Genomic DNA, 18,574 nt, shown 5'->3' with positions numbered 1-18,574 from the left:
AAAGTGAGTGTGCTACCATGCATTACATATGTAATACATGGAGTGTGCGATGAAAACCGCGACCATGCCGGCGCTGCGTGTCGATCCGCAATTGCGGGAGGAGGCAGAGTCGGTCCTTGAGGAAAACGAGACGTTGTCTGCGTTCATGGAGTCGGCGCTGCGCGACGGGATCGCGCGTCGCCGTCTGCAACGCGAGTTTGTAACCCGTGGCCTCGCATCGCGCGACGAGGCGCGTCGTACCGGTGAATACGTCGATGCCGCCGACGTGCAGGCCGAACTCGAGGGTATGCTGAAGGCTGCGCGTGCAGCGAAGGCGGCTGATTGATCTATCGGGTCCGATATACACGTGCGGCCCGTGAGGATCTGGTACGGATGTATCGATACTTGCTCGAACGTGATGTGGATGCGGCGGCGCGGGCTGTGGACGCGATCGAACAAGGTGTCGCCATGCTCCGCATGTTTCCGTTCACATGCCGCAAGGTCGATCACGGAAATCCATTTTTGCGCGAGCTGATCGTGTCCTTCGGCACGTCGGGCTATGTCCTGCTGTTCGAGATTGAAGCAGCCGAGCAAGTTACGATTTTAGCCGTACGACACCAACGGGAAGATGATTACCACTGATACGTGACGATGCGGTGGTTGTCGTTGCCGCGTTGGTCAGCGATTGATTCGCGAATTCCCGTCCCCGCCATGCGCGACCGCCACAGGCGCTTGCACCCGCGGAATCTCGACCTCCACCGTCGTGCCTTCGCCGAGCGTCGTCGCGATCCGCAGCGTGCCGCCGACCAGATACGCACGCTCGCGCAACCCCACCAGCCCGAATGAACTCGACTTGCGCGGCACCGCGGGATCGAAGCCCGCGCCGTCGTCGCGTATCGTCAGCGCGATCGCTTCGCCGCCGCACACGAGTTCGACGTTCGCATGCGACGCGGCCGCGTGCCGGGCGACATTCGCGAGCGCTTCCTGCGCGATGCGGAACACGGCCGTCGCATACGGCTCGTCGAGCTGCAATTCGGGCGGCTCGACGTGCAGCGCACACGCGATCCCGTGACGGTGCCGGAAATCCTCCACGAGCCATTGCATCGCCGCCGCGAAGCCGAGATCGTCGAGCATCAGCGGGCGCAGGTCCGACGCGATGCGGCGGGTCGCGGCCACCGCGCCGCGCGCGAGCGCATGCATCGCCGCGATCTTGCGCGCGAGCGACGCGTCGTCCTGCGGCACGCGGTCGATCAGCCATTCGAGATCGTTCTTCAGCGTCGCGAGCGTCTGCGCCAGTTCGTCGTGCAGTTCGCGCGCGATGCGGCGCTGCTCGGCTTCGCGCGCGCTGGCGCTGATCGCGGCGATGTCGCGCAACTCCTCGCGCGACGCCTGCAGCGCCCGCTCCGCGCGCACGCGTTCCTCGACTTCGCGTCGCAAGTCGCGGTTCGACGCGCTCAGCTGCGCGGTGCGCGCGGCGACGCGCTGTTCGAGCCGTTCGTTCGCCTCGTTCAACTGCGCGCTTTTCTGCGCGACGAGCAGATGCTGGTAGCGCGCGCCGGCCAGCGCGCGCACCGTCTGCGCATGCAGCCGGCCGTTCTCGAACAGCATCGCGAACAGCACGACGCCCGACGCGACGAGACCGTACGCACGCCCCGCATAGAAGCCGAGGTCGAAGCGGCCGTGATTCAGCATCGACGACAGCGCGATGTCGAACAGCCACGCGACGAGCACCGTCATCACCCACAGATCGAGCACCGAATGGCGGCGCCGCTGCCGCCACATCAGCATCAGCGCGACGAGGTTCAGCCCCCAGACGACCGTGATCGCGTTCGTCATCGTCGCGGTCATCCGGTTGCCGCTCATGATGCGCGGCAACAGGTCGTGGCCGGCGGTCGCGAGCAGCGCGAGCGCGACCGTCGCGCCGATCGCGGCCGCGATGCAGAGAACGACCGGAATCGCCGCGCGGCGCTGCGGGGCCGGAGCCACGCGCCCGCGCGACGCTGCGCGCAGCAGCGCGTACGCGGCGACCGACAGCGGAAAGCCGCCGTGCCAGAACAGGTACAGCCACGCGGTGGTCTGTTCGCCGGCGCCGAGCAGGCCGCGCGGCGCGAACAGGCCGGGGAAGGTCAGCATGTGCGTGCCGGCCATGAACGCCGTGAACAGGTAGCCGCCCGCCAGCACGAGCAGCGGCTTCTCGCGCAGGATCGCGTACTGGCCGAGCAGCAGGCCGGCCGTCACCATGTCGTTGACGACGATCGCCGACTGGTACACGGGAATGAACGCCCAGCCCGGCGCGAGCGGCAGGGGGGCGAACGGTGCGAGCGCGGCGAAGATCACGGCCGAGACGAGCACCGTCGCGAGCGCGAGCCGCCGCTCGCGCCGGCCCGGCGGCAGCGACGACATGAACAGGCGCGACGTATCCGGATCGTCGTCGTTCGGCGGCGGCGGCAGCGGTGCGGAGGGGAAGCGGAAGGCGGCCATCATGCGTCGTCGGCGCCGAGGTCGAGATCGTGGCGCACCGCGTAGCGGATCAGGGCGGCTTCGTGCGGCAGCGCCATCTTGTCGAGGATGCGCGTCTTGTACGTGCTGACCGTCTTCGCGCTCAGCGCGAGTTCAAACGCGATCTGCGTGACCGTCTGGCCGGCGACGATGCGGCGCATCACGTCGAGTTCGCGCGCGGACAGTCGCTCGTGCGGCAATACCTGAGCCGGCGCGCGCAGCGTGCGAGCGAGGCTTTCGGCCGCGGACGGGCTCACGTAGATGCCGCCCGCGGCCACCTTGCCGAGGGCTTCGACGAGCTCGGCGGTCGCACTGTCCTTCGTCAGGTAGCCGGTGGCGCCAGCCTTGAATGCGCGCGCCGCATACTGCGTTTCCGCGTGCATCGTCAGCACGAGCGTGCGCAGCGACGGCGCCTGGCGCTTGACCAGCCGGATCAGCTCGATGCCGGTCGGCGCGGGCATCGACAGGTCGAGCAGCAGCACGTCGGCGACGGTGCGCTCGGCCAGCGCGAGCGTGCCCGAGCCGTCGCTCGCCTCGCCGACGATCTCGAAACCGCCGGCCATCTCCAGGATGTGACGCAGTCCGTCCCGCATGACTGCGTGATCGTCAGCCAGAATTACCCTGATCATCTTCCAGCGATCCTCTTCGGGATGACGCCGCGTGTTGCCGTCCGGTTGTCGCCGCGGCCGTTCTTCTGACCAATATATGCCCCCGGACCCGAAAACGGTACTCGTTCGAGAAATTTTCGGGAGGGTTGAACGCGGAATGTGCACTGAAACGAAATAATTCACGGGAAAGGGTACGGCGCGACGCGCATCCGGATCCGGGTATTCCCGGGTGATCGTGGCACCCGCGCGGGGCCGGCGCGGCATCACGGCAATCGGTCCGCGAACCGGTCCGATTCGGGACTAAACTGGTGCCCGATGCCACTCGCGTCAACCAAGGAGTCCTGCGATGATCGACCTTGCCGATATCCTGCCGTCCGCATTGCCCGCCGCTGTCGCGTGGGCCGAAGCGGAGGCGGCGCGCGGGCTCGCGCGGGGCACGCCGCTGACGCCGGCACAAGCCGACGACGCGCGCACGGTGGGCGTCGCGCAACCGGAGCGGATCCGCGTGACGGCCGTCGATCGCATGCCGTTTCCCGACACGCCGACGCTTGCCGCGCTCGCCCGCGACACCGGGCTGCTCGCGCCCGGGACGATCGGCCTCACGCTCGGCCATGCGGTGTACGTGCTGCGCGGGCAGGACACGCGCCGCCTGCTGACTCACGAATTCCGGCATGTGCATCAATACGAGGCCGCCGGCTCGATCGGCGCGTTTCTTGCGCGCTATCTGCACGAGGTCGCGACGGTCGGCTACCACGATGCGCCGCTCGAGGCCGACGCGCGACAACACGAATTCGATTGACCCCTGACCCCGACACCGGCGCGAGCGTGCGCATGTCGCGATGAACGTATCCAATGCCCCTGCCGGCCCGCCGTTCGCGCGCCGGGCCGCACCGTTCGGGAGCGTGTGATGAGCGACACGATCCATGCGTGGATCGGTGCGATCGGCGCGCATCCGCTGCTCGTGCTGGCGATCGTGTTCGTGGCCGCCTGCGCGGAGGCGATCGCGTTGATCGGCACGATCGTGCCGGCCGGCGCCGTGATGTTCGCGGCCGGCGCGCTGATCGGCGCGGGCGCGCTCGACGCGTGGGCGACGATCGGCGTTGCGGCCGTCGGCGCGGTGATCGGCGACGGGATCAGTTACGAACTCGGGCGGCATTACCGCGGGATGATCCGCAACGCATGGGCGCGCTTCGGCTATGCGAACGCCTACGCGCGCGGCGAGGAATTCGTGCTGCGTCACGGCATGAAGAGCATCGTGCTCGCGCGTTTTCTCGCGCCGGTGCGTGCGGTGGTGCCGGTCGTCGTCGGCTGCGCGACGCTGCCGCGCCGGTCGTTCTATCCGGTCAACGTGATCTCGGCGCTCGTGTGGGCGCCTGTCCACGTCGCGCCCGGCATCCTGTTCGGCGCGTCGGCCGCGCTGGCCGCGGCGATCAGCGTGCGGGTCGCCGCGATCCTGCTGGTCGTCGCCGCGCTGGTCGCGCTCGTGTGGATCGGCGTGCGCATCGCGCTGCGGCGCGGCTGGCCGCTGCTGTGCCGTGCGCTCGCCGAAGCCCTGCATGCCTGCGCGCGCCGCTGGCCGCGGTTCGGCGCGCGGCTGCACGACGGGATCGCGTACCTGCGCGGGTTGCCGGGCGCGGTGCCCGTGCTCGCGCTGCTGTTCATCGGCTGTGTGTGGCTGTTCGCGGGCATCGTGCAGGACGTCGTCGCGAACGATCCGCTGATGCACGCGGACATCGCGCTGTACGCGTTCCTGCAGAACCTGCGCACGCCGCCCGTCGACGCCGCGATGAGTGCGCTCGCCGTGCTGCATGGGCACGACACGGGGCTGATCGTCGCGGCCGCGTTTCTCGTCTGGCTGATGATTCACCGCTGCTGGCTGTCGGCTGCGTGGTGGCTCGCGACGGTCGGCGTCGCCGTCGTGCTCGTGCCGGTGTTCGGCGGAGGCGTGCCGGGCGCGACACCCGCGAGCCTGCCGCCCGGCGCGCCGCACGTGGCGCTGCCCGACGCCGACGCCGCGTTCGCGATCCTCGCGAGCAGCGGCCTCGGCTGGGTGCTCACGCGCGACCGGCCCGCGTTGTGGCGCATTCCGGTCGTGACCGCGGTCGTGCTGTGGATCGTGCTCGGCGGTTTCGCGCGGCTGTACGTCGGCGACACCTGGTTGTCGGGCCTGCTGGGCGGATGGAGCCTCGGGCTCGCGTGGTTCGCGTTGCTCGCCGGTGCCTATGCGTACTGGCGCGTGCGCGAGCATGTGCAGCCGAGAGGCGCGCTCGTCGCGGTCGTCGTCGTGCTCGCGACGGCCGGCGTATGGACGGTGCCCGCGCAATGGCAGCTCGATCGCGCGGCGCGTCCGCATGTCGGCGACGTGGTCGCGATGACCGTCGACCAGTGGCTGCGCGGCGGCTGGCAGCGCGTGCCGACGCGGCGCACCGAGATCGGCGGCGACCGCGAGGAATATCTGCCGCTGCAATGGAGCGCGACGTCGGACACGCTCGACCGGCATCTCGCGCAGGCCGGCTGGCAGCGTGCGACGCCGTGGTCGCCGGCCACCGCGCTGCGCTGGCTGTTGCCGCAGGCGCCGACGGATACGCTGCCCGTGCTGCCGCGCTATACGCATGGCGAAAGCACGCGGCGCGTGTTCGTCCATATCGACCCGGCCCACCCGGAAAGCCGTTTCGTGCTGCGGCTGTGGCGTTATCCGTACGTGCTGCAGGATGCGCTCGGCATGCGGCCGCTGTGGTACGGCGCGCTGTATCGCGAGACGCTGCGCCGGCCGGCGCGGCTGATGACGATCGTGCGCACGACGACGATCGACGATGCGGCGGCGATCGCGCAGGCGCTGGCGGTCGAGCCGACGATCGCGCATCGGCCGGCGGGAGTGACGGTCGCGCCGGACGAGATGCTGCTGGTGTGGATGGTGAGGCCGTGAGGGGGTGCGCGTGCCGTGCGCCCCTTACGCGTGCGACGGCTGCGCGGGAACGACGGACAGGCGCAGGCCGACGGTCTTGAGCACCGCGAGCAGGGTCTTCAGCGTCGGGTTGCCGTTCGGGGACAGCGTGCGATACAGCGATTCGCGGCTGATGCCGGCTTCGGCCGCGACGGCGCCGAGCCCGCCATACGCTTCCGCGACCGTGCGCAGCGCGAGCAGGCCGGCCGCGCGGTTGTCCGGGTCGTCGAGCGACTCCATCGCGACGCGCAGATAGGCGACCGCGAGCTCGCGGTCGGCGCCGAGTTCGGCGACCTCTGCGTCGTGGTGCGATACCGCGCCTTTGAGCTTGTTCACATTTGCCTCCGTTTCCAGTTCGACCAGTGTTCCTTTGCGCGCCGGATGTCGTCGGATTGACTCGCCTTGTCGCCGCCTGACAATAGCAGCACCAGGGCGCTGCCGTGCCGGCCGAAGTACACGCGATAGCCGGCGCCGACATGGACGCGCAGTTCGATCACGCCTTCGCCGACCGGCTCGCAGTCGCCGAAATTGCCCGTCTGCACGCGGCGCAGGCGCTCGCGGATGCGTGCCTGCGCGAGCTTGTCACGCACGGCGTTCAGCCATTCGGTGAAAGGCTCGCGACCGTCGTCGCGCTGATAGCGAAGCAGTTCGAACTTGGAGAGCATTGTAACTTATAAGCTACAAAAAATCAATGGAACGAATCGGGTCGCATGCAATGGCTTCACAGCCGACGCGCATGCAGCGTCTTCATGGTTCGGCTGTCAGGGCATGGAGCGGACCTCCCGGACGACGATCATTGTTTCATCCGGTCGGGCGCGCGACGATTCGGCCAAATGGCCGGTATCGATGGCGTGATGAGGGGGGATGCGCTCGGAGACGGAGAGCGAGAGGAACGACTGGGTGGAGGGTTTGCCGGCTCGCGATGTGTACCGCGAGCCGGCAGATTCCCGCGCTACTGCTTCGCCGGCACGGCGGTCGCGACCTTGTCGAGCGCCGCCGGAATGTACGTATCGAGTTGCGCGGTCACCGATTCGTAGAAGTCGATCGGCTTGCCCCATGCGTCGGGCACGTCGACGTGTTTCCCGCTCGCGTACTCGGCCAGCGTGAACACCTTGCCGGCCGCCGACGGATAGAGCGCGAGCACCTTTTCCTTGTGCTTGTCGGTCATCGTCAGGATGACGTCCGAATGCTTGACGTCGTTCGCGTTCAACTGCGCCGCGCGATGCGCGGACGTGTCGATCCCGCGGCGCTTCATCAGGATCACGCCGTTCTCCTCCGGCTTTTCGTCGTACGGATCCTCGTCGACCGCGCGCGAAATCACCGCGACATGCGCGTGGCGCTGCGCGATCAACTGGCCGGCAATCGCTTCCGCCATCACGCTGCGCCCGGTGTTGCCCGTGTCGACGAACGCGACCTTCTTCGGTTCGTCGGCCCATGCCGACGTCGCGCACTGGATGCCGACGCCGCAGAGCAGCGCAAGCGTGCCGAGGGTGTGCCTTCTTTTCATGATGTCTCCGCCAGGGTGGGGTGGTTGCTCGCCCCGGTGACGCACCGGGGTTTGCGGGAAATCATGACGGCCGCATGCGGCGGAAAAAAATAAACGGCCGGTTTTCGCAAGTCGGTGTCGCTTCGTTGCAAGCGGGTGCGACGCTCGGGCCGGCGCCGAGCGTCGTACGTCGCCGCTTCATCGTCATGCCGGCGAGGCGACACGTTTCGCTGCAAACCCCGCCAACGTACGCAACGCGTCCCGCGCCGAGCGCAGATAAAACGCCTGCAGATGAAACACGTGCCAGCGCGCCGCATGAATCTCCAGCCGGCACGGCACGCCGCACGCATGCGCATGCTCCGCGAGCCGCTGCGCATCGGACAGCAGCACTTCCTGGTCGCCGGCCTGGATCAGCATCGGCGGCAAGCCGCGCAGGTCGGTGTCGAGCGGGCCGCGCGCCGCGGCGGACCCCGTGCCGTGATACCAGCGCAGGCCCTGTTCGAGCCAGCCGCGCCGGATCATCGGATCGTCGTGGCGGCGCGAGGCCAGCGTCGCGCCGCCGAGCGCCGGGTCGGTCACGGGCGAGATCAGCAGCAGCGCGGCGGCAGCCGGCTCGCCGCGCTCGCGCAGCGCGATGGCGAGCGCCAGCGCCAGCGCGCCGCCGGCGGAGTCGCCGGCGATCACGATCCGGTGCGGCGCATAGCCCTGCGTGCGCATCGCATCGTATGCGGCCAGTGCATCGTCGAGCGCGGCCGGGCTCGGATGCTCGGGCGCGAGCCGGTAATCGGGCACCCACACCGGCAGGCCCGCGTCGTTCGCGAGGCGCGTCGTCACGCCGCGATGCGTATGCGGCCCGCCGAGACAAAACGCGCCGCCGTGCAGATAGAGGATCGCGCCACCCGTATCGCCACGCTTCGGCGCGACGACTTCGACGGGCACGCGTTGCACCGACGTGCGGTAGCGCAGCGTGCCGCCCGCGCCGGGCATCAGCGGCGACAGCAGCGCGACGACGCGGCGCTGCATGCGCGCGCCGAACGGCGGCCCGATCAGCGGCCGGAACGCGACGCGCAGGAAACCGCGCAACGAAGCGGCCGTGAAGGCTTCGAGTCTGCCGGCGGGCGGCGCGACCATCGTGCCGTGCAGCGGCGCGGCCGCCGCGGGCAGCGGTTGCGACAAGCGGTACGCGGACATGCCGGTGAAGCGCGTGATCCACCGGTAGGTCAGCGTGAAGCCCGGCCAGTTCGTGCTGTTGTGTCCCGACGCATCGACGTACCAGCTCTTGCAATTGCTCCATACCGACCCTGCGAGCCGTTGCTGCACGTGCACGTTGAAACGCCGGTAGCGGCGCGCGTCGACGTCGATCTCGCGCGCGCCGTCGCGACGCATCGCATGCACGCAGCGCATCACGTGCGCGATCTGGCTTTCGAGCATGTAGACGATCGAGTTGTGACCGAGGTTGGTGTTCGGGCCGTACAGCATGAAGAAGTTCGGAAAGCCGGGCACGGTGAGCCCGAGATACGCCTGCGCGCCGCGTCGCCACGCATCGTTCAGGTCCAGGCCGCCGCGGCCCGTGATGCGCATCGGCGACAGGAACTCGGTCGCCGCGAACCCAGTGCCGTAGACGATCGCGTCGACGGGATGATGCACGCCGTCGGCGGTTTCGATCCCGTCCTCGGTCACGCGCCGGATCGGCTGCGTGACGAGCTCGACATGGTCGCGGCTCATCGCGGCGAGATAGTCGCTCGACAACAGGATGCGTTTGCAGCCGACCGGATAGTCGGGCGTGAGCCGTGCGCGCAGCGCGCGGTCCGGCACGTCGCGCGCGAGCAGCTTGCGAAACGGCCGGCCGACCGCGACCTTCATCAACCCGTGCAGGCGCGTGAACGCGATCGCGCGCGCTTCGTAGCGCAGGTAGATCGATGCGCGATGCAGTTTCATCGCCGCCGGCAGCCGGCGAAACAGCGCCTTTTCCCACGGGCGATACGCGCGGTCGGGGCGCGGCATCACATAGGCCGGCGAGCGCTGGAACACGGTCAGGCGCCGCACGTCGCCGGCGATCGCCGGAACGAACTGGATCGCCGATGCGCCGGTGCCGACCACGGCGACACGTTTGCCGGCGAGTGCGTAATCGTGATCCCAGTGTGCGGAGTGAAACGCACGGCCGCGAAACGTGTCGATGCCGGGCAGGTCCGGCATGGCGGGGCGGCTCAGCTGGCCGGTGCCGCTGACGAGCAGCGCGGCGCTCAGCGTCGTGCCGTCGCGCAGCGTGACGTGCCACAGCGCGCCGGCTTCGTCGTAGCGTGCGTGTTCGACTTCGGCGCCGAAGCGCAGATATCGCGCGAGGCCGTACTTGCGCGCGCAGTGTTGCAGGTACGCATGAATTTCAGGCTGCGGCGCGAACACGCGCGACCACGCCGGATTGGGCTCGAACGAGAACGAGTACAAGTGCGAAGGCACGTCGCACGCGGCGCCCGGATAGCGGTTGTCGCGCCACACGCCGCCGACGTCGTGCGAGCGTTCGACGATCACGAAATCGTGAATGCCGGCGCGTTGCAGCGCGACCGCCATGCCGATGCCGGCAAAGCCGGCGCCGATGATGATCGCGGCAAGCGGCGTGGCGGAGCCGGCGGAACGGGAAGGATCAGGCGACAGCATGGCGGGTTTCCTCGGGCTGGGCGGTATCGTGCGCGGCGTGGGGTGCAAGGGTAGCGTCGAAATCCGTCGCTGTCCTGACGATTGCTTCGGCATGCGGCTCTACCGCTACGCGGCATACGCCGCGCATCAGGTCGACGGCCTTCTCGGCGATCATGATCGTCGGCGCATTGGTGTTGCCGCCGATGAGCGTCGGCATCACCGATGCATCGACGATGCGCAGCCCTTGCAGGCCATGCACGCGCAGTTGCGGATCGACGACGGCGAGCGCGTCGCGTCCCATCCGGCAGGTGCCGACCGGGTGATAGACGGTGTCGGTGCGCCGCCGCAGCACGTCGCGAATCTCGTCGTCGGTCGTCACGTTCGCGGTGAACAGGTCGCGCGTGGTCCAGCTGGCGAGTGCCGGTGCGTCCATCAGGCGACGCGTGAGGCGGAAGCCCGCGACCATGTCGTCGAGATCGCGCGGATCGTCGAAGAATGCGGGATCGATGCGCGGCGCCGCGAGCGGATCGGCGCCGTTCAGCGTGACCGAGCCGCGGCTGCGCGGCCGCAGCAGGCAGACGTGGCACGACAGCCCGTGACCGGCATGCGGCTTGCGCGCATGGTCGTCGACGAGCGCGACGACGAAATGCAGCTGGATGTCCGGTGCGGCGAGATCGGCGCGCGTTTTCAGGAAGCCGCCGCCTTCCGCGAAGTTCGACGTCAGCATCCCGCGCCGTTCGCGGCGAAAGCGCGCGAATTCGCGCAGCATGCGCAGCCCGCCGCGGACGGATACGCCCATCGTGTCGACGCTGCGCGTGCGGTAGCCGAAGATGAAATCCGGATGATCCTGCAGGTTGCGGCCGACGCCCGGCAGGTCCGCCCGTACCGCGATGCCGCGCTGCTGGAGTGCACTGCCCGGGCCGACGCCCGACAGCATCAGCAATTGCGGTGTCTGCAGCGCGCCGGCCGCGAGCACGACTTCGCGCCGCGCGCGCAGCGTGCGGATTTCGCCGTGCTGCCGCACTTCGACGCCGGTTGCGCGCGTGCCGTCGAACAGGATGCGCAGCACCTGCGCATGCGTCTCGACCGTCAGGTTGTCGCGTCGCCCGACGTGCGGCAGCAGGTACGCGCGTGCCGCGCTCCATCGTTCGCCGTGCTTTTGCGTGACCTGGTAGATCCCGATGCCTTCCTGCTGCGCGCCGTTGAAATCGTCGGTGAGCGGCAAGCCGGCCTGTCGCGCGGCTTCCAGATAGCGCGCGTGAAACGGGTTGCCGGTGCGCAGGTCGCTGACCCACAGCGGGCCGTCGCGGCCGTGCCACGCATCGTCGAAGCGCTCGTTGTGTTCGCTCAGGCGAAAGTACGGCAGCACGTCGTCGTATGCCCAGCCTTCGTTGCCGAGCGCGGCCCAGCCGTCGTAATCGACGCGATGGCCGCGGATATAGACCATCGCGTTGATCGCCGACGAACCGCCGAGCGTCCTGCCGCGCGGCTGATAGCCGATGCGCCCGCCGAGCCCCGGCTGCGGCACCGTGTCGAAGGCCCAGTTGTTCAGGCGGGTGGGCATCATCGCGACCGCGCCGGTCGGCACGTTGACGACCGCGCCGTCGCCCCGGCCGCCGGCTTCGAGCACGCAGACGGTCACGGCCGGGTCCTCGGTCAGCCGCCCCGCGACGACGCAGCCGCCCGACCCGCCGCCAACCACGATGTAGTCGAAAGTCCTGCTCATGGAATCGTCTCCTTTCCTCGGTAATCGGTGGGTCACGCGATGCACGTCGGCATGCGGGGACGGGCGGCGCGCCGGTGGGCGAAGCGGGCGGCGGGATCGATCGGGCGACTCGGTCGCATGGTGTCTCCTCCTGGGGCGATGGCGTCGTTCGGGCGACGACCGGATGACGCCGATGGTGCGGGCCGCGTGGGAAAACACCAATGCTGCTTGGGGACAATTGTTTTAGTATTTGGGCCAAATCGGCGCTTCGAGGGTTTCTCCGCATGAGCTTCTGGGATTTCACCCGGAGTCCGGCCAGCGCCCGGCTGCTGGCCGATTTCGGCGACGAACGCGGCGTGCCGCCTGCCACGTTGCTGGCCGGCACCGGCCTCGCGAGCGCGCAGCTCGACGACCCGAAAGTCGAGGTGACGGCCGCGCAGGAACTGCGGCTGACCGGCAATCTGCTGCGCGCGCTCGGCCGGGCGCAGGGCCTCGGGTTCGAGGTCGGGCTGCGTTATCACTTCTCCGCGTACGGCGTGTGGGGCTACGGGCTGATCGCGAGCGCGACCGGGAGCGATGCGCTCGCGCTGGCGATGCGCTTTTTGCCGCTCACGTATGCGTACACCGTCATCACGTACCGCGAGGCCGCTGACACCGGCGTGCTCAACTTCGGCGCGCCGGAACTCGACGCCGACCTGAGCCGGTTCCTCGTCGAGCGCGACATGACGGCCGCGGCCGTGCTGCTGCAGGAAATCGCCAGCGGCGATTTCGCGTTGTCGCGCTTCACGCTGCAGGCCGCGCGTTCGCCGGCGCTTGTCGCGCCGCGCATCGCGGGTATCGAGCCGACGTTCGCGGCGCGTGCGAACAGCCTCGAGTTCGATCGCGCGTTTCTCGACCGGCCGCTGCCGCATGCGAATCCGCTGACGGTGTCGATGTGCGAGCAGATGTGCGGCCAACTCGTCGAAGCGCGGCGTGCACGCGTGGGCACGTCGGAGATGGTGCGCCAGTACCTGAACGCGACGCCGGGCAGCGCGCCGTTCTCGCTCGAGGACATGGCGCGGCTGATGAACACGAGCCCGCGCACGCTCAAGCGCCGGCTTCAGGACGAAGGCACGACGTTTCGCGCGCTGCTCGCGCAGGCGCGCGGCGCGATGGCCGAGACGCTGCTCGCCGATGCGCGGCTGTCGCTCGCGGAGGTGGCCGAGCGGCTCGGTTTCAGCGATCTGTCCAGTTTCTCGCAGGCATTCAAGCGCTGGTACGGCGTACCGCCGGGCGCGTATCGCAGCGCGGCGCGGCGAACGGGCGACCCGCGATGAATCGCGGTACGATCGCTCGTTCGCCTGCCTTGCCTGCTGACATCACCCTCACGAGACCCCCCGCATGATCACGATCCGCCCGATGACCGACGACGATTTCGCACGTTTCTGGCCGACCTACCGCGCCATCGTCGCTGCTCAGGAAACCTACGCATTCGATCCCGAGCCGACGCCCGAAGCGGCACGCGCACTGTGGCTCGACGCGCCGCTCTGTACGTGGATCGCCGAGGAGGACGGCGTGGTGCTCGGCTCGTATTACCTGAAGGCGAATGCGGCCGGGCCGGCCAAGCACGTGAGCAACTGCGGCTACATGGTGAACGAGGCCGCGCGCGGCCGCGGCGTCGCGCGCCTGATGTGCGAGCACTCGCAGCAGGTCGCGCGCGAGCACGGTTTTCTCGCGATGCAGTTCAATTCGGTGGTCGCGACCAACGAGGTCGCGGTCGCGCTGTGGCAGAAGCTGGGATTCGAGATCGTCGGCCGGCTGCCGCGCGCATACCGTCACGCGCGGCTCGGCTTCGTCGACTGCCTCGTGATGTTCAAGTGGCTCGGCGACGCGGCCGCCGCCGAAGCCTGAGTCACCTGCGCGCCGCGTCAGACGGCGAACGCGCCGTCGAACACGATCCGCTCGTCGAGCGCGAGCGTGCCGCGCGCGAAGATCAGGTCGAGATGGTGGCTGCCGTTTTCGCCGCCGCCGAGGCCGAGATGCAGGCCCGGATGGCGTTCCTCGAACCCCGCGTTGCGGCCGTACAGGCTGCGGATGCCGAGGTTCGTGCCGATGCCGAATTCCTCGATCCGCCGGTGATTCGCGTGCCGGTCCAGATAGGTCGAGAAGTCGCGCCGGAAGCCCGCATCGTCGGTGTCGAAATCGACGATCGTGCTGTGTTCGACATGCAGCGTCGCGAGCCGCTCGGCCACCTTGTACTTGATCGCGAACGGCACGGTGCCGAGAAACGTGCCGCTGAACACGACGGTGCCGTTCAGGTCCGTCACGTGCGTCGCGATCTCGCCGGGCACGACGTCGAGGTTGCCCATGCCGTCCACGCTCGTCCATTTCTGGTCCGGCGCGAGCGCGCCCGTCAGCGCGTTGCCGGCTTCGTCGATGAAGCGGATCTGCGACGCGCGCGAGGCCGCCTCGATCAGCCGGCCGTTGCGGGCGGCGATGTCGTCGAGCGATTCGGCGAACGCCTCGTCGAGGTGCGGGCCGTAATCCTTGAATAAAACCGATTTACTCCAGTGTTCGACGATCGCGGGGCGGATCGCGGCGAGGAACGGCGGCCCGCTCGGCGACGGCGTCGGCAGGCACGACGAGTCGTACAGCAGCACGAACAGGTCGGCGTTGTCGAGCGCGACGGCGATGTCGGCGGGCGCGGTGCTTTCGAGGCAGAGGGTGGTCGCGTCGAGCGAATCGGGCAGGGCGGAAAAGGCGCGCAACGCGATGTCGCGGTTGCGGGTGTCATAGCCGACCAGCAGTTTTCCCGATTCGCCGCGGGCCAGCTTGGCGCGCAGCGCCGGGTGAAAACCGAGCGCGCGGTGCAGGTTCAGCATGCGTATCTCCGGAAGCGGCGGAAGGGCCGAGGCCCTTCCGCGAGAACGGGTGGCCCGCTCAGACCGGCCAGAGCGCGGTGCCGAACGGCACCACGGCGTCCTCGACCATCATGTCGACGGCCTCGGGGTGCGTGTCTTCCTGCATCCAGTCAAGCAATTCGATTTGCTGGGTTTCCTGCATGTCAATTCTCCTGTGGTGAACATGAGTGATTCAACATGAAAGCGCGACAAAAAAATTGCCGCTCCTCGTTCGGCATTTTGTGAATCCCGGACAAGTGGCGTCGATATTAGTCTGACGAATTTTCGAATGCAATGCGTTGCCATGTTTTTAGCCGACACGTGCTAAACACGCAGCGTTTGCGCTTCACATACTGGAAAAACCGGATAAAACGGGCGACAGATCACGCATCATTTTTTTAGAGGACGGAATCCGGATCGACGAAATGAATTCGGCTATTTTTAATTCGAATTCAATTGTCCGGATTGCTGCGTTTTATGTCATTGACGAAAGCCGCATACGCATTCGCGTGGCGTTCGAATCCGCGATCGAACCGGTCCGCGATGTCACGCACCGCGCGCGGTTCGCACGCGAGCGTCATCCGAGCAACGCCTTGCCGATCGCCTTGGTCGGTTCGGAGCGCAGCACCAGCGAAGTCGTGACCGCGCCGAAGCGCGCAATCGCGTCGATGAGCGTTTCGAGCTGGCCCGGTGTCGGCACCAGCACCTTCAGCAGAAAGCAATCGTCGCCGGTCATGCGATGGACTTCGATGACATGCGGCATGTCGGCAAACGTGCGCAGCGCCGGTTTGATGTGCTCGTGAGTCGTCTTCAGCCGGATGATGGCCATCATGCCCAGCCCGAGCGCCGCCGGATCGATCCGTGCGCCGTAGCCCGCGATGATGCCGCGTTCTTCGAGCCGCTTGACGCGCTCCGACGTCGCGGGCTGCGACAGCCCGATGCGCCGGCCCACTTCCGACAGCGGCGTTCGCGCGTTGTCCTGCAGGGCCTCGAGGATCGCAAGATCCAGGCGATCCAGTGCTTCGTCCGGCATGACGGTCCTCCGGTACCGTTGATTCATCGGCATTTTGTCTCAATAACCGATGACTTGCCATTCCATGCCGACCGGCGCCCCGTCACACTGCCGGCTTTCGTTGATGGAGGGCGTGATGGAGCAAGCGATCGTGATCGTGCCGGGTATCGGCAATTCGGGATCGGATCATTGGCAGAGTCATTGGGAGACCGCGTTTCCCCGCGCCGCGCGCATCGCGCCTGAGTCGTGGGATGCGCCCGACCTGGCCGACTGGACGGCGGCGCTGGACGAGGCCGTGGCGAACGCCGGCGCGCCTGCGCTCGTGATTGGTCATTCGCTGGGCTGTCTGTTGTTCGCGCATTGGCATGCCGCGTCGGCGCGCGCGGTGCGCGGCGCGTTTCTCGTCGCCGTGCCGGACCCGGCAGGGCCGCGTTTTCCGGTGGCCGCCGCCGCGTTCGCGAAGCTGCCGCGCGGCCGGTTCGGGCGCGTGCCGGTGCTGGCGATCGCGAGCGCGGACGATCCGTACGATCCGTCCGGGCGAGCGCTCGAATGGGTCACGCAACAGGGCGCGACGCCGCTGCAGCTCGGCGCGCGCGGCCATCTGAACGCGGCTTCCGGGTTGGGGGAATGGCAAGAAGGACGCGCGCTGCTGACGGCGTTTGCAGCCGGGCTCGGGCGAGCGTGATCGTGCGTGCTTGCGCCGGCCGTCGGGTTTTTGTCGCCACCGCACCGGTTCACGGCGGCTCAAGTATGATCGACCGACGGTGGCGCAAGCCCCGCAATCGAACAACGATGGAGACACCCCGATGCGCGCAGTGCCGCAACCGGAGCGTGCCGGCCGCTCGCGGCCGGACGCCGGCGCAACCGATCCCGGCCGCATGGCCGCGTGGCGACTCGCGATCTGCCTGTCGCTCGGCAGCGCGATCGCGCTCGGCCTCGCACGCTTTTCATATGCGCTGCTGCTGCCGCCGATGAAAGCCGATCTCGGCTGGACCTTCGCGCAGGCCGGCGCGCTGAACACGGCGAACGCGGCCGGCTACCTGATCGGCGCGCTGGCATTCCCGCTGCTGTCGCGGCGCTGGCGCGCGGGCACGCTGCTCGCGGCCGGCTGCGCACTGACCGCCGTGCTGATGGCCGCGGGCGGGCTCACGTCGGACATGCACGCGCTACTGGCGCAGCGGCTGGCCACAGGTATCGGCAGCGCGTTGATCTTCATCAGCGGCGGTGTGCTGGCCGCGCGGCTCGCGTCCGCGTCGCCGCGCGACGCAGGGCTGCTGCTCGGCCTCTATTACGGCGGCACCGGATGGGGCATCGTCGCGTCGTCGCTGCTCGTGCCGGCCACGCTCGTGCACCGCGTGCACGGCTGGCAGCCCGCGTGGTTCGCACTCGCGACGGCGTGCGTGCTGTTCTCGGCGGTGGCCGTGTCGGCCGCGCGCCGCATCGAGCATGCGCATGCGGCGCCGGTCAGACAGACCGACGGCGCGAAACCGGCGGCGAGCGCGAGCCCGGCCCGCTTCGCGCTCGCGCTGGCCGGCTACGGGCTGTTCGGCGTCGGCTACATCGGCTACATGACGTTCATCGTCGCACTGCTGCGCGGCGCGGGGATGAGCGGCACGGTGGTCGCCGCGTTCTACGTGATGCTCGGGATCGCGACCGTCGTGTCGGCGCGGCTGTGGTCGGGGCTGCTCGACCGGATGCGCGGCGGCCAGGCGCTCGCCGTGCTCAACGCGCTGCTCGGCGTCGCGACGCTGATGCCCGCGCTGTTCGTGCACCCGGCCGCCGCGTTCGCGTCGGGCCTGCTGTTCGGCGCGACGTTCCTGTCGGCGGTCGCGTCGACGACGGCCTTCGTGCGGCACAACCTGCCGCCCGACGGCTGGGCGAAGGGGATCAGCGCATTCACGACGGTCTTCGCATTCGGGCAGATCGCGGGGCCGGTCGCGATCGGCTGGGTGTCGGACAGCGCGGGGCTCGCGCGCGGGCTCGTGTATTCCGCGCTGACACTGTTCGCGGGTGCCGCGTTCGCGGCCGGGCAGCGCGCGCTGCGCAGCACGTCCGCGTAGTCAGGCACCCGTCACCGCACGCACGCGGTACGCGACACGCGATGAAACGCACGGCTGAAGTAGATGAGGCTGTCGCCGTCGTCGCGCACGCGAATCGACGTCGCCTCGATGAACATCACCGAATGCGAGCCGACTTCCTTCATTTCGGCGATCGTGCCCTGCAGGCTCGCGAGCGCGTCGCGCAGCACCGGCACGTCCTGTTCGCCGCGATCCCACACGGGCAACTGGAAACGCTGTTCCATGGGCAGGTCGGTGAGCCCCGCGAAGTGTCGCGCGAGCAGTTCGTGCTCGGCCGGCAGCACGTTGATGCAGACCTGACGGTTGCGCTCGAAGGTCGCGTGCATCGCGCTCGACCGGTTCAGGCACACGAGCAGCGTCGGCGGCGCGTCGGTGACGGAGCATACGGCGCTCGCGGTGATCCCGCAGCGGCCGTGCGGCCCGGCGGTGGTGATCACGTTGACGGCCGCGCCGAGGTGGGCCATCGCCTGGCGGAAGGCCTTCTGCGCGTCGGTCGGTTCGACGCGCGCCGGTCGCTGGATATCGGTCGTGGAAGACATGGGCGCTCCTGGTTGGACGAAAGCGGCGAACGATGCAGCGCGGCGAGCGCGGCGCCGGATCGCCGACGATGACCCAAGCGTACGTCGCGAAAATGCGGCCGACCATTCGCACGATTGGCGATCGGGATGGCGTTGCCGCCAACGCGTCTAAAGGTTCTACCTAGATGCGTGCCGCCGCGTGTGAAAAAAACCGCGATTGCGCGTTCGTGCG

At 68.6% G+C, this 18,574-nt stretch carries 19 protein-coding genes; 8 read left to right on the top strand and 11 right to left on the bottom strand.

All coding sequences use genetic code 11. The features are described from left to right. Positions 1–49: 49 nt before the first annotated feature. Entirely contained in the window at positions 50–325 is a 276-nt protein-coding gene (locus DFS13_RS11500; protein WP_006482105.1) for a YlcI/YnfO family protein, read from the top strand. Beyond that, a complete protein-coding gene (locus tag DFS13_RS11495; RefSeq protein ID WP_012338669.1) occupies positions 322–621 on the top strand; it encodes a type II toxin-antitoxin system RelE/ParE family toxin in 300 nt (99 codons plus the stop codon). The genes DFS13_RS11500 and DFS13_RS11495 overlap by 4 nt, the downstream gene beginning before the upstream one ends. A gap of 36 nt (positions 622–657) precedes the next feature. Here the strand turns inward: DFS13_RS11495 and DFS13_RS11490 are convergent, their stop codons facing one another. Both DFS13_RS11490 and DFS13_RS11485 read right to left on the bottom strand, forming a co-directional pair. Further along, the gene (locus DFS13_RS11490) at positions 658–2,463 is read right to left on the bottom strand and encodes a sensor histidine kinase (protein WP_060212762.1); all 1,806 of its coding nucleotides are present in this window, start codon (positions 2,461–2,463) and stop codon (positions 658–660) included. Next, positions 2,460–3,107, bottom strand: coding sequence for a response regulator transcription factor (locus tag DFS13_RS11485; RefSeq protein ID WP_060212760.1), 648 nt, complete (start codon positions 3,105–3,107; stop codon positions 2,460–2,462). Before DFS13_RS11485 ends, DFS13_RS11490 begins: the two co-directional genes overlap by 4 nt. A 325-nt stretch (positions 3,108–3,432) precedes the next feature. Between DFS13_RS11485 and DFS13_RS11475 the strand changes: the two genes are divergently transcribed. Continuing rightward, positions 3,433–3,885: a hypothetical protein gene (locus DFS13_RS11475; RefSeq protein ID WP_006482104.1), complete on the top strand. Its 453-nt coding sequence runs from the start codon at positions 3,433–3,435 to the stop codon at positions 3,883–3,885. A gap of 108 nt (positions 3,886–3,993) precedes the next feature. Next, a complete protein-coding gene (locus tag DFS13_RS11470; RefSeq protein ID WP_006493340.1) occupies positions 3,994–6,012 on the top strand; it encodes a VTT domain-containing protein in 2,019 nt (672 codons plus the stop codon). A 24-nt stretch (positions 6,013–6,036) separates the two neighbouring features. Here the strand turns inward: DFS13_RS11470 and DFS13_RS11465 are convergent, their stop codons facing one another. From DFS13_RS11465 to DFS13_RS11445, 5 genes are all read right to left on the bottom strand, one after another. Next, the gene (locus DFS13_RS11465; RefSeq protein WP_006479699.1) at positions 6,037–6,366 is read right to left on the bottom strand and encodes a DNA-binding protein; all 330 of its coding nucleotides are present in this window, start codon (positions 6,364–6,366) and stop codon (positions 6,037–6,039) included. Beyond that, entirely contained in the window at positions 6,363–6,695 is a 333-nt protein-coding gene (locus tag DFS13_RS11460) for a type II toxin-antitoxin system RelE/ParE family toxin (RefSeq protein ID WP_006490499.1), read from the bottom strand. Before DFS13_RS11460 ends, DFS13_RS11465 begins: the two co-directional genes overlap by 4 nt. Before the next feature lie 287 nt (positions 6,696–6,982). Further along, positions 6,983–7,537 carry a protein-tyrosine-phosphatase gene (locus tag DFS13_RS11455; protein ID WP_006495654.1) on the bottom strand — a complete coding sequence of 185 codons (555 nt, stop codon included), beginning with the start codon at positions 7,535–7,537 and terminating at the stop codon, positions 6,983–6,985. Positions 7,538–7,720: 183 nt separating this feature from the next. Continuing rightward, positions 7,721–10,171 (bottom strand): alpha/beta hydrolase fold domain-containing protein, encoded by a 2,451-nt coding sequence (locus DFS13_RS11450; protein ID WP_060212755.1) that lies wholly within the window; start codon positions 10,169–10,171, stop codon positions 7,721–7,723. After that, complete coding sequence (locus DFS13_RS11445; protein WP_006490508.1) at positions 10,158–11,876, bottom strand: GMC family oxidoreductase; 1,719 nt, start codon at positions 11,874–11,876, stop codon at positions 10,158–10,160. Before DFS13_RS11445 ends, DFS13_RS11450 begins: the two co-directional genes overlap by 14 nt. A gap of 263 nt (positions 11,877–12,139) precedes the next feature. Between DFS13_RS11445 and DFS13_RS11440 the strand changes: the two genes are divergently transcribed. Both DFS13_RS11440 and DFS13_RS11435 read left to right on the top strand, forming a co-directional pair. Next, positions 12,140–13,171 (top strand): AraC family transcriptional regulator, encoded by a 1,032-nt coding sequence (locus tag DFS13_RS11440; protein WP_006495651.1) that lies wholly within the window; start codon positions 12,140–12,142, stop codon positions 13,169–13,171. A gap of 64 nt (positions 13,172–13,235) precedes the next feature. Next, positions 13,236–13,745: a GNAT family N-acetyltransferase gene (locus DFS13_RS11435; protein ID WP_006490509.1), complete on the top strand. Its 510-nt coding sequence runs from the start codon at positions 13,236–13,238 to the stop codon at positions 13,743–13,745. 17 nt (positions 13,746–13,762) lie between these two features. On the opposite strand, the gene DFS13_RS11430 is transcribed toward DFS13_RS11435, so the two are convergent. The 3 genes from DFS13_RS11430 to DFS13_RS11425 form a co-directional block, all read right to left on the bottom strand. Beyond that, positions 13,763–14,716, bottom strand: coding sequence for a hypothetical protein (locus tag DFS13_RS11430; protein ID WP_060212753.1), 954 nt, complete (start codon positions 14,714–14,716; stop codon positions 13,763–13,765). Between the two features lie 58 nt (positions 14,717–14,774). Beyond that, entirely contained in the window at positions 14,775–14,897 is a 123-nt protein-coding gene (locus DFS13_RS40810; protein ID WP_006479692.1) for a hypothetical protein, read from the bottom strand. A 414-nt stretch (positions 14,898–15,311) separates the two neighbouring features. Next, complete coding sequence (locus DFS13_RS11425; protein ID WP_006490496.1) at positions 15,312–15,767, bottom strand: Lrp/AsnC family transcriptional regulator; 456 nt, start codon at positions 15,765–15,767, stop codon at positions 15,312–15,314. A gap of 115 nt (positions 15,768–15,882) precedes the next feature. Here DFS13_RS11425 and DFS13_RS11420 point away from each other — a divergent pair, with 115 nt between their 5' ends. Next, positions 15,883–16,431 carry an alpha/beta hydrolase gene (locus tag DFS13_RS11420; RefSeq protein ID WP_060212996.1) on the top strand — a complete coding sequence of 183 codons (549 nt, stop codon included), beginning with the start codon at positions 15,883–15,885 and terminating at the stop codon, positions 16,429–16,431. Positions 16,432–16,552: 121 nt separating this feature from the next. Then, a complete protein-coding gene (locus DFS13_RS11415; RefSeq protein ID WP_058902754.1) occupies positions 16,553–17,806 on the top strand; it encodes a YbfB/YjiJ family MFS transporter in 1,254 nt (417 codons plus the stop codon). A gap of 11 nt (positions 17,807–17,817) precedes the next feature. Here the strand turns inward: DFS13_RS11415 and hpaC are convergent, their stop codons facing one another. Further along, positions 17,818–18,363: a 4-hydroxyphenylacetate 3-monooxygenase, reductase component gene (gene hpaC, locus DFS13_RS11410; RefSeq protein WP_006490502.1), complete on the bottom strand. Its 546-nt coding sequence runs from the start codon at positions 18,361–18,363 to the stop codon at positions 17,818–17,820. Positions 18,364–18,574: the final 211 nt, after the last annotated feature.

This window comes from Burkholderia sp. 28_3 (assembly GCF_003253915.1).
Lineage (GTDB): Bacteria > Pseudomonadota > Gammaproteobacteria > Burkholderiales > Burkholderiaceae > Burkholderia > Burkholderia cenocepacia.
The sequence above is the reverse complement of the archived record's forward strand: the minus strand, read 5'-3'. Positions and strand labels throughout refer to the sequence as shown.

What these genes read in the sequence shown, in the direction of transcription:
- DFS13_RS11440 (WP_006495651.1), top strand. Translation starts at nt 12,140, where the DNA reads ATGAGCTTCTGGGATTTCACCCGGAGTCCGGCCAGCGCCCGGCTGCTG.
- DFS13_RS11475 (WP_006482104.1), top strand. Translation starts at nt 3,433, where the DNA reads ATGATCGACCTTGCCGATATCCTGCCGTCCGCATTGCCCGCCGCTGTC.
- DFS13_RS11470 (WP_006493340.1), top strand. Translation starts at nt 3,994, where the DNA reads ATGAGCGACACGATCCATGCGTGGATCGGTGCGATCGGCGCGCATCCG.
- hpaC (WP_006490502.1), bottom strand. Translation starts at nt 18,363, where the DNA reads ATGTCTTCCACGACCGATATCCAGCGACCGGCGCGCGTCGAACCGACC.
- DFS13_RS11455 (WP_006495654.1), bottom strand. Translation starts at nt 7,537, where the DNA reads ATGAAAAGAAGGCACACCCTCGGCACGCTTGCGCTGCTCTGCGGCGTC.
- DFS13_RS11500 (WP_006482105.1), top strand. Translation starts at nt 50, where the DNA reads ATGAAAACCGCGACCATGCCGGCGCTGCGTGTCGATCCGCAATTGCGG.
- DFS13_RS11445 (WP_006490508.1), bottom strand. Translation starts at nt 11,876, where the DNA reads ATGAGCAGGACTTTCGACTACATCGTGGTTGGCGGCGGGTCGGGCGGC.
- DFS13_RS40810 (WP_006479692.1), bottom strand. Translation starts at nt 14,897, where the DNA reads ATGCAGGAAACCCAGCAAATCGAATTGCTTGACTGGATGCAGGAAGAC.
- DFS13_RS11430 (WP_060212753.1), bottom strand. Translation starts at nt 14,716, where the DNA reads ATGCTGAACCTGCACCGCGCGCTCGGTTTTCACCCGGCGCTGCGCGCC.
- DFS13_RS11425 (WP_006490496.1), bottom strand. Translation starts at nt 15,767, where the DNA reads ATGCCGGACGAAGCACTGGATCGCCTGGATCTTGCGATCCTCGAGGCC.
- DFS13_RS11420 (WP_060212996.1), top strand. Translation starts at nt 15,883, where the DNA reads ATGGAGCAAGCGATCGTGATCGTGCCGGGTATCGGCAATTCGGGATCG.
- DFS13_RS11435 (WP_006490509.1), top strand. Translation starts at nt 13,236, where the DNA reads ATGATCACGATCCGCCCGATGACCGACGACGATTTCGCACGTTTCTGG.
- DFS13_RS11490 (WP_060212762.1), bottom strand. Translation starts at nt 2,463, where the DNA reads ATGATGGCCGCCTTCCGCTTCCCCTCCGCACCGCTGCCGCCGCCGCCG.
- DFS13_RS11415 (WP_058902754.1), top strand. Translation starts at nt 16,553, where the DNA reads ATGCGCGCAGTGCCGCAACCGGAGCGTGCCGGCCGCTCGCGGCCGGAC.
- DFS13_RS11460 (WP_006490499.1), bottom strand. Translation starts at nt 6,695, where the DNA reads ATGCTCTCCAAGTTCGAACTGCTTCGCTATCAGCGCGACGACGGTCGC.
- DFS13_RS11485 (WP_060212760.1), bottom strand. Translation starts at nt 3,107, where the DNA reads ATGATCAGGGTAATTCTGGCTGACGATCACGCAGTCATGCGGGACGGA.
- DFS13_RS11450 (WP_060212755.1), bottom strand. Translation starts at nt 10,171, where the DNA reads ATGCTGTCGCCTGATCCTTCCCGTTCCGCCGGCTCCGCCACGCCGCTT.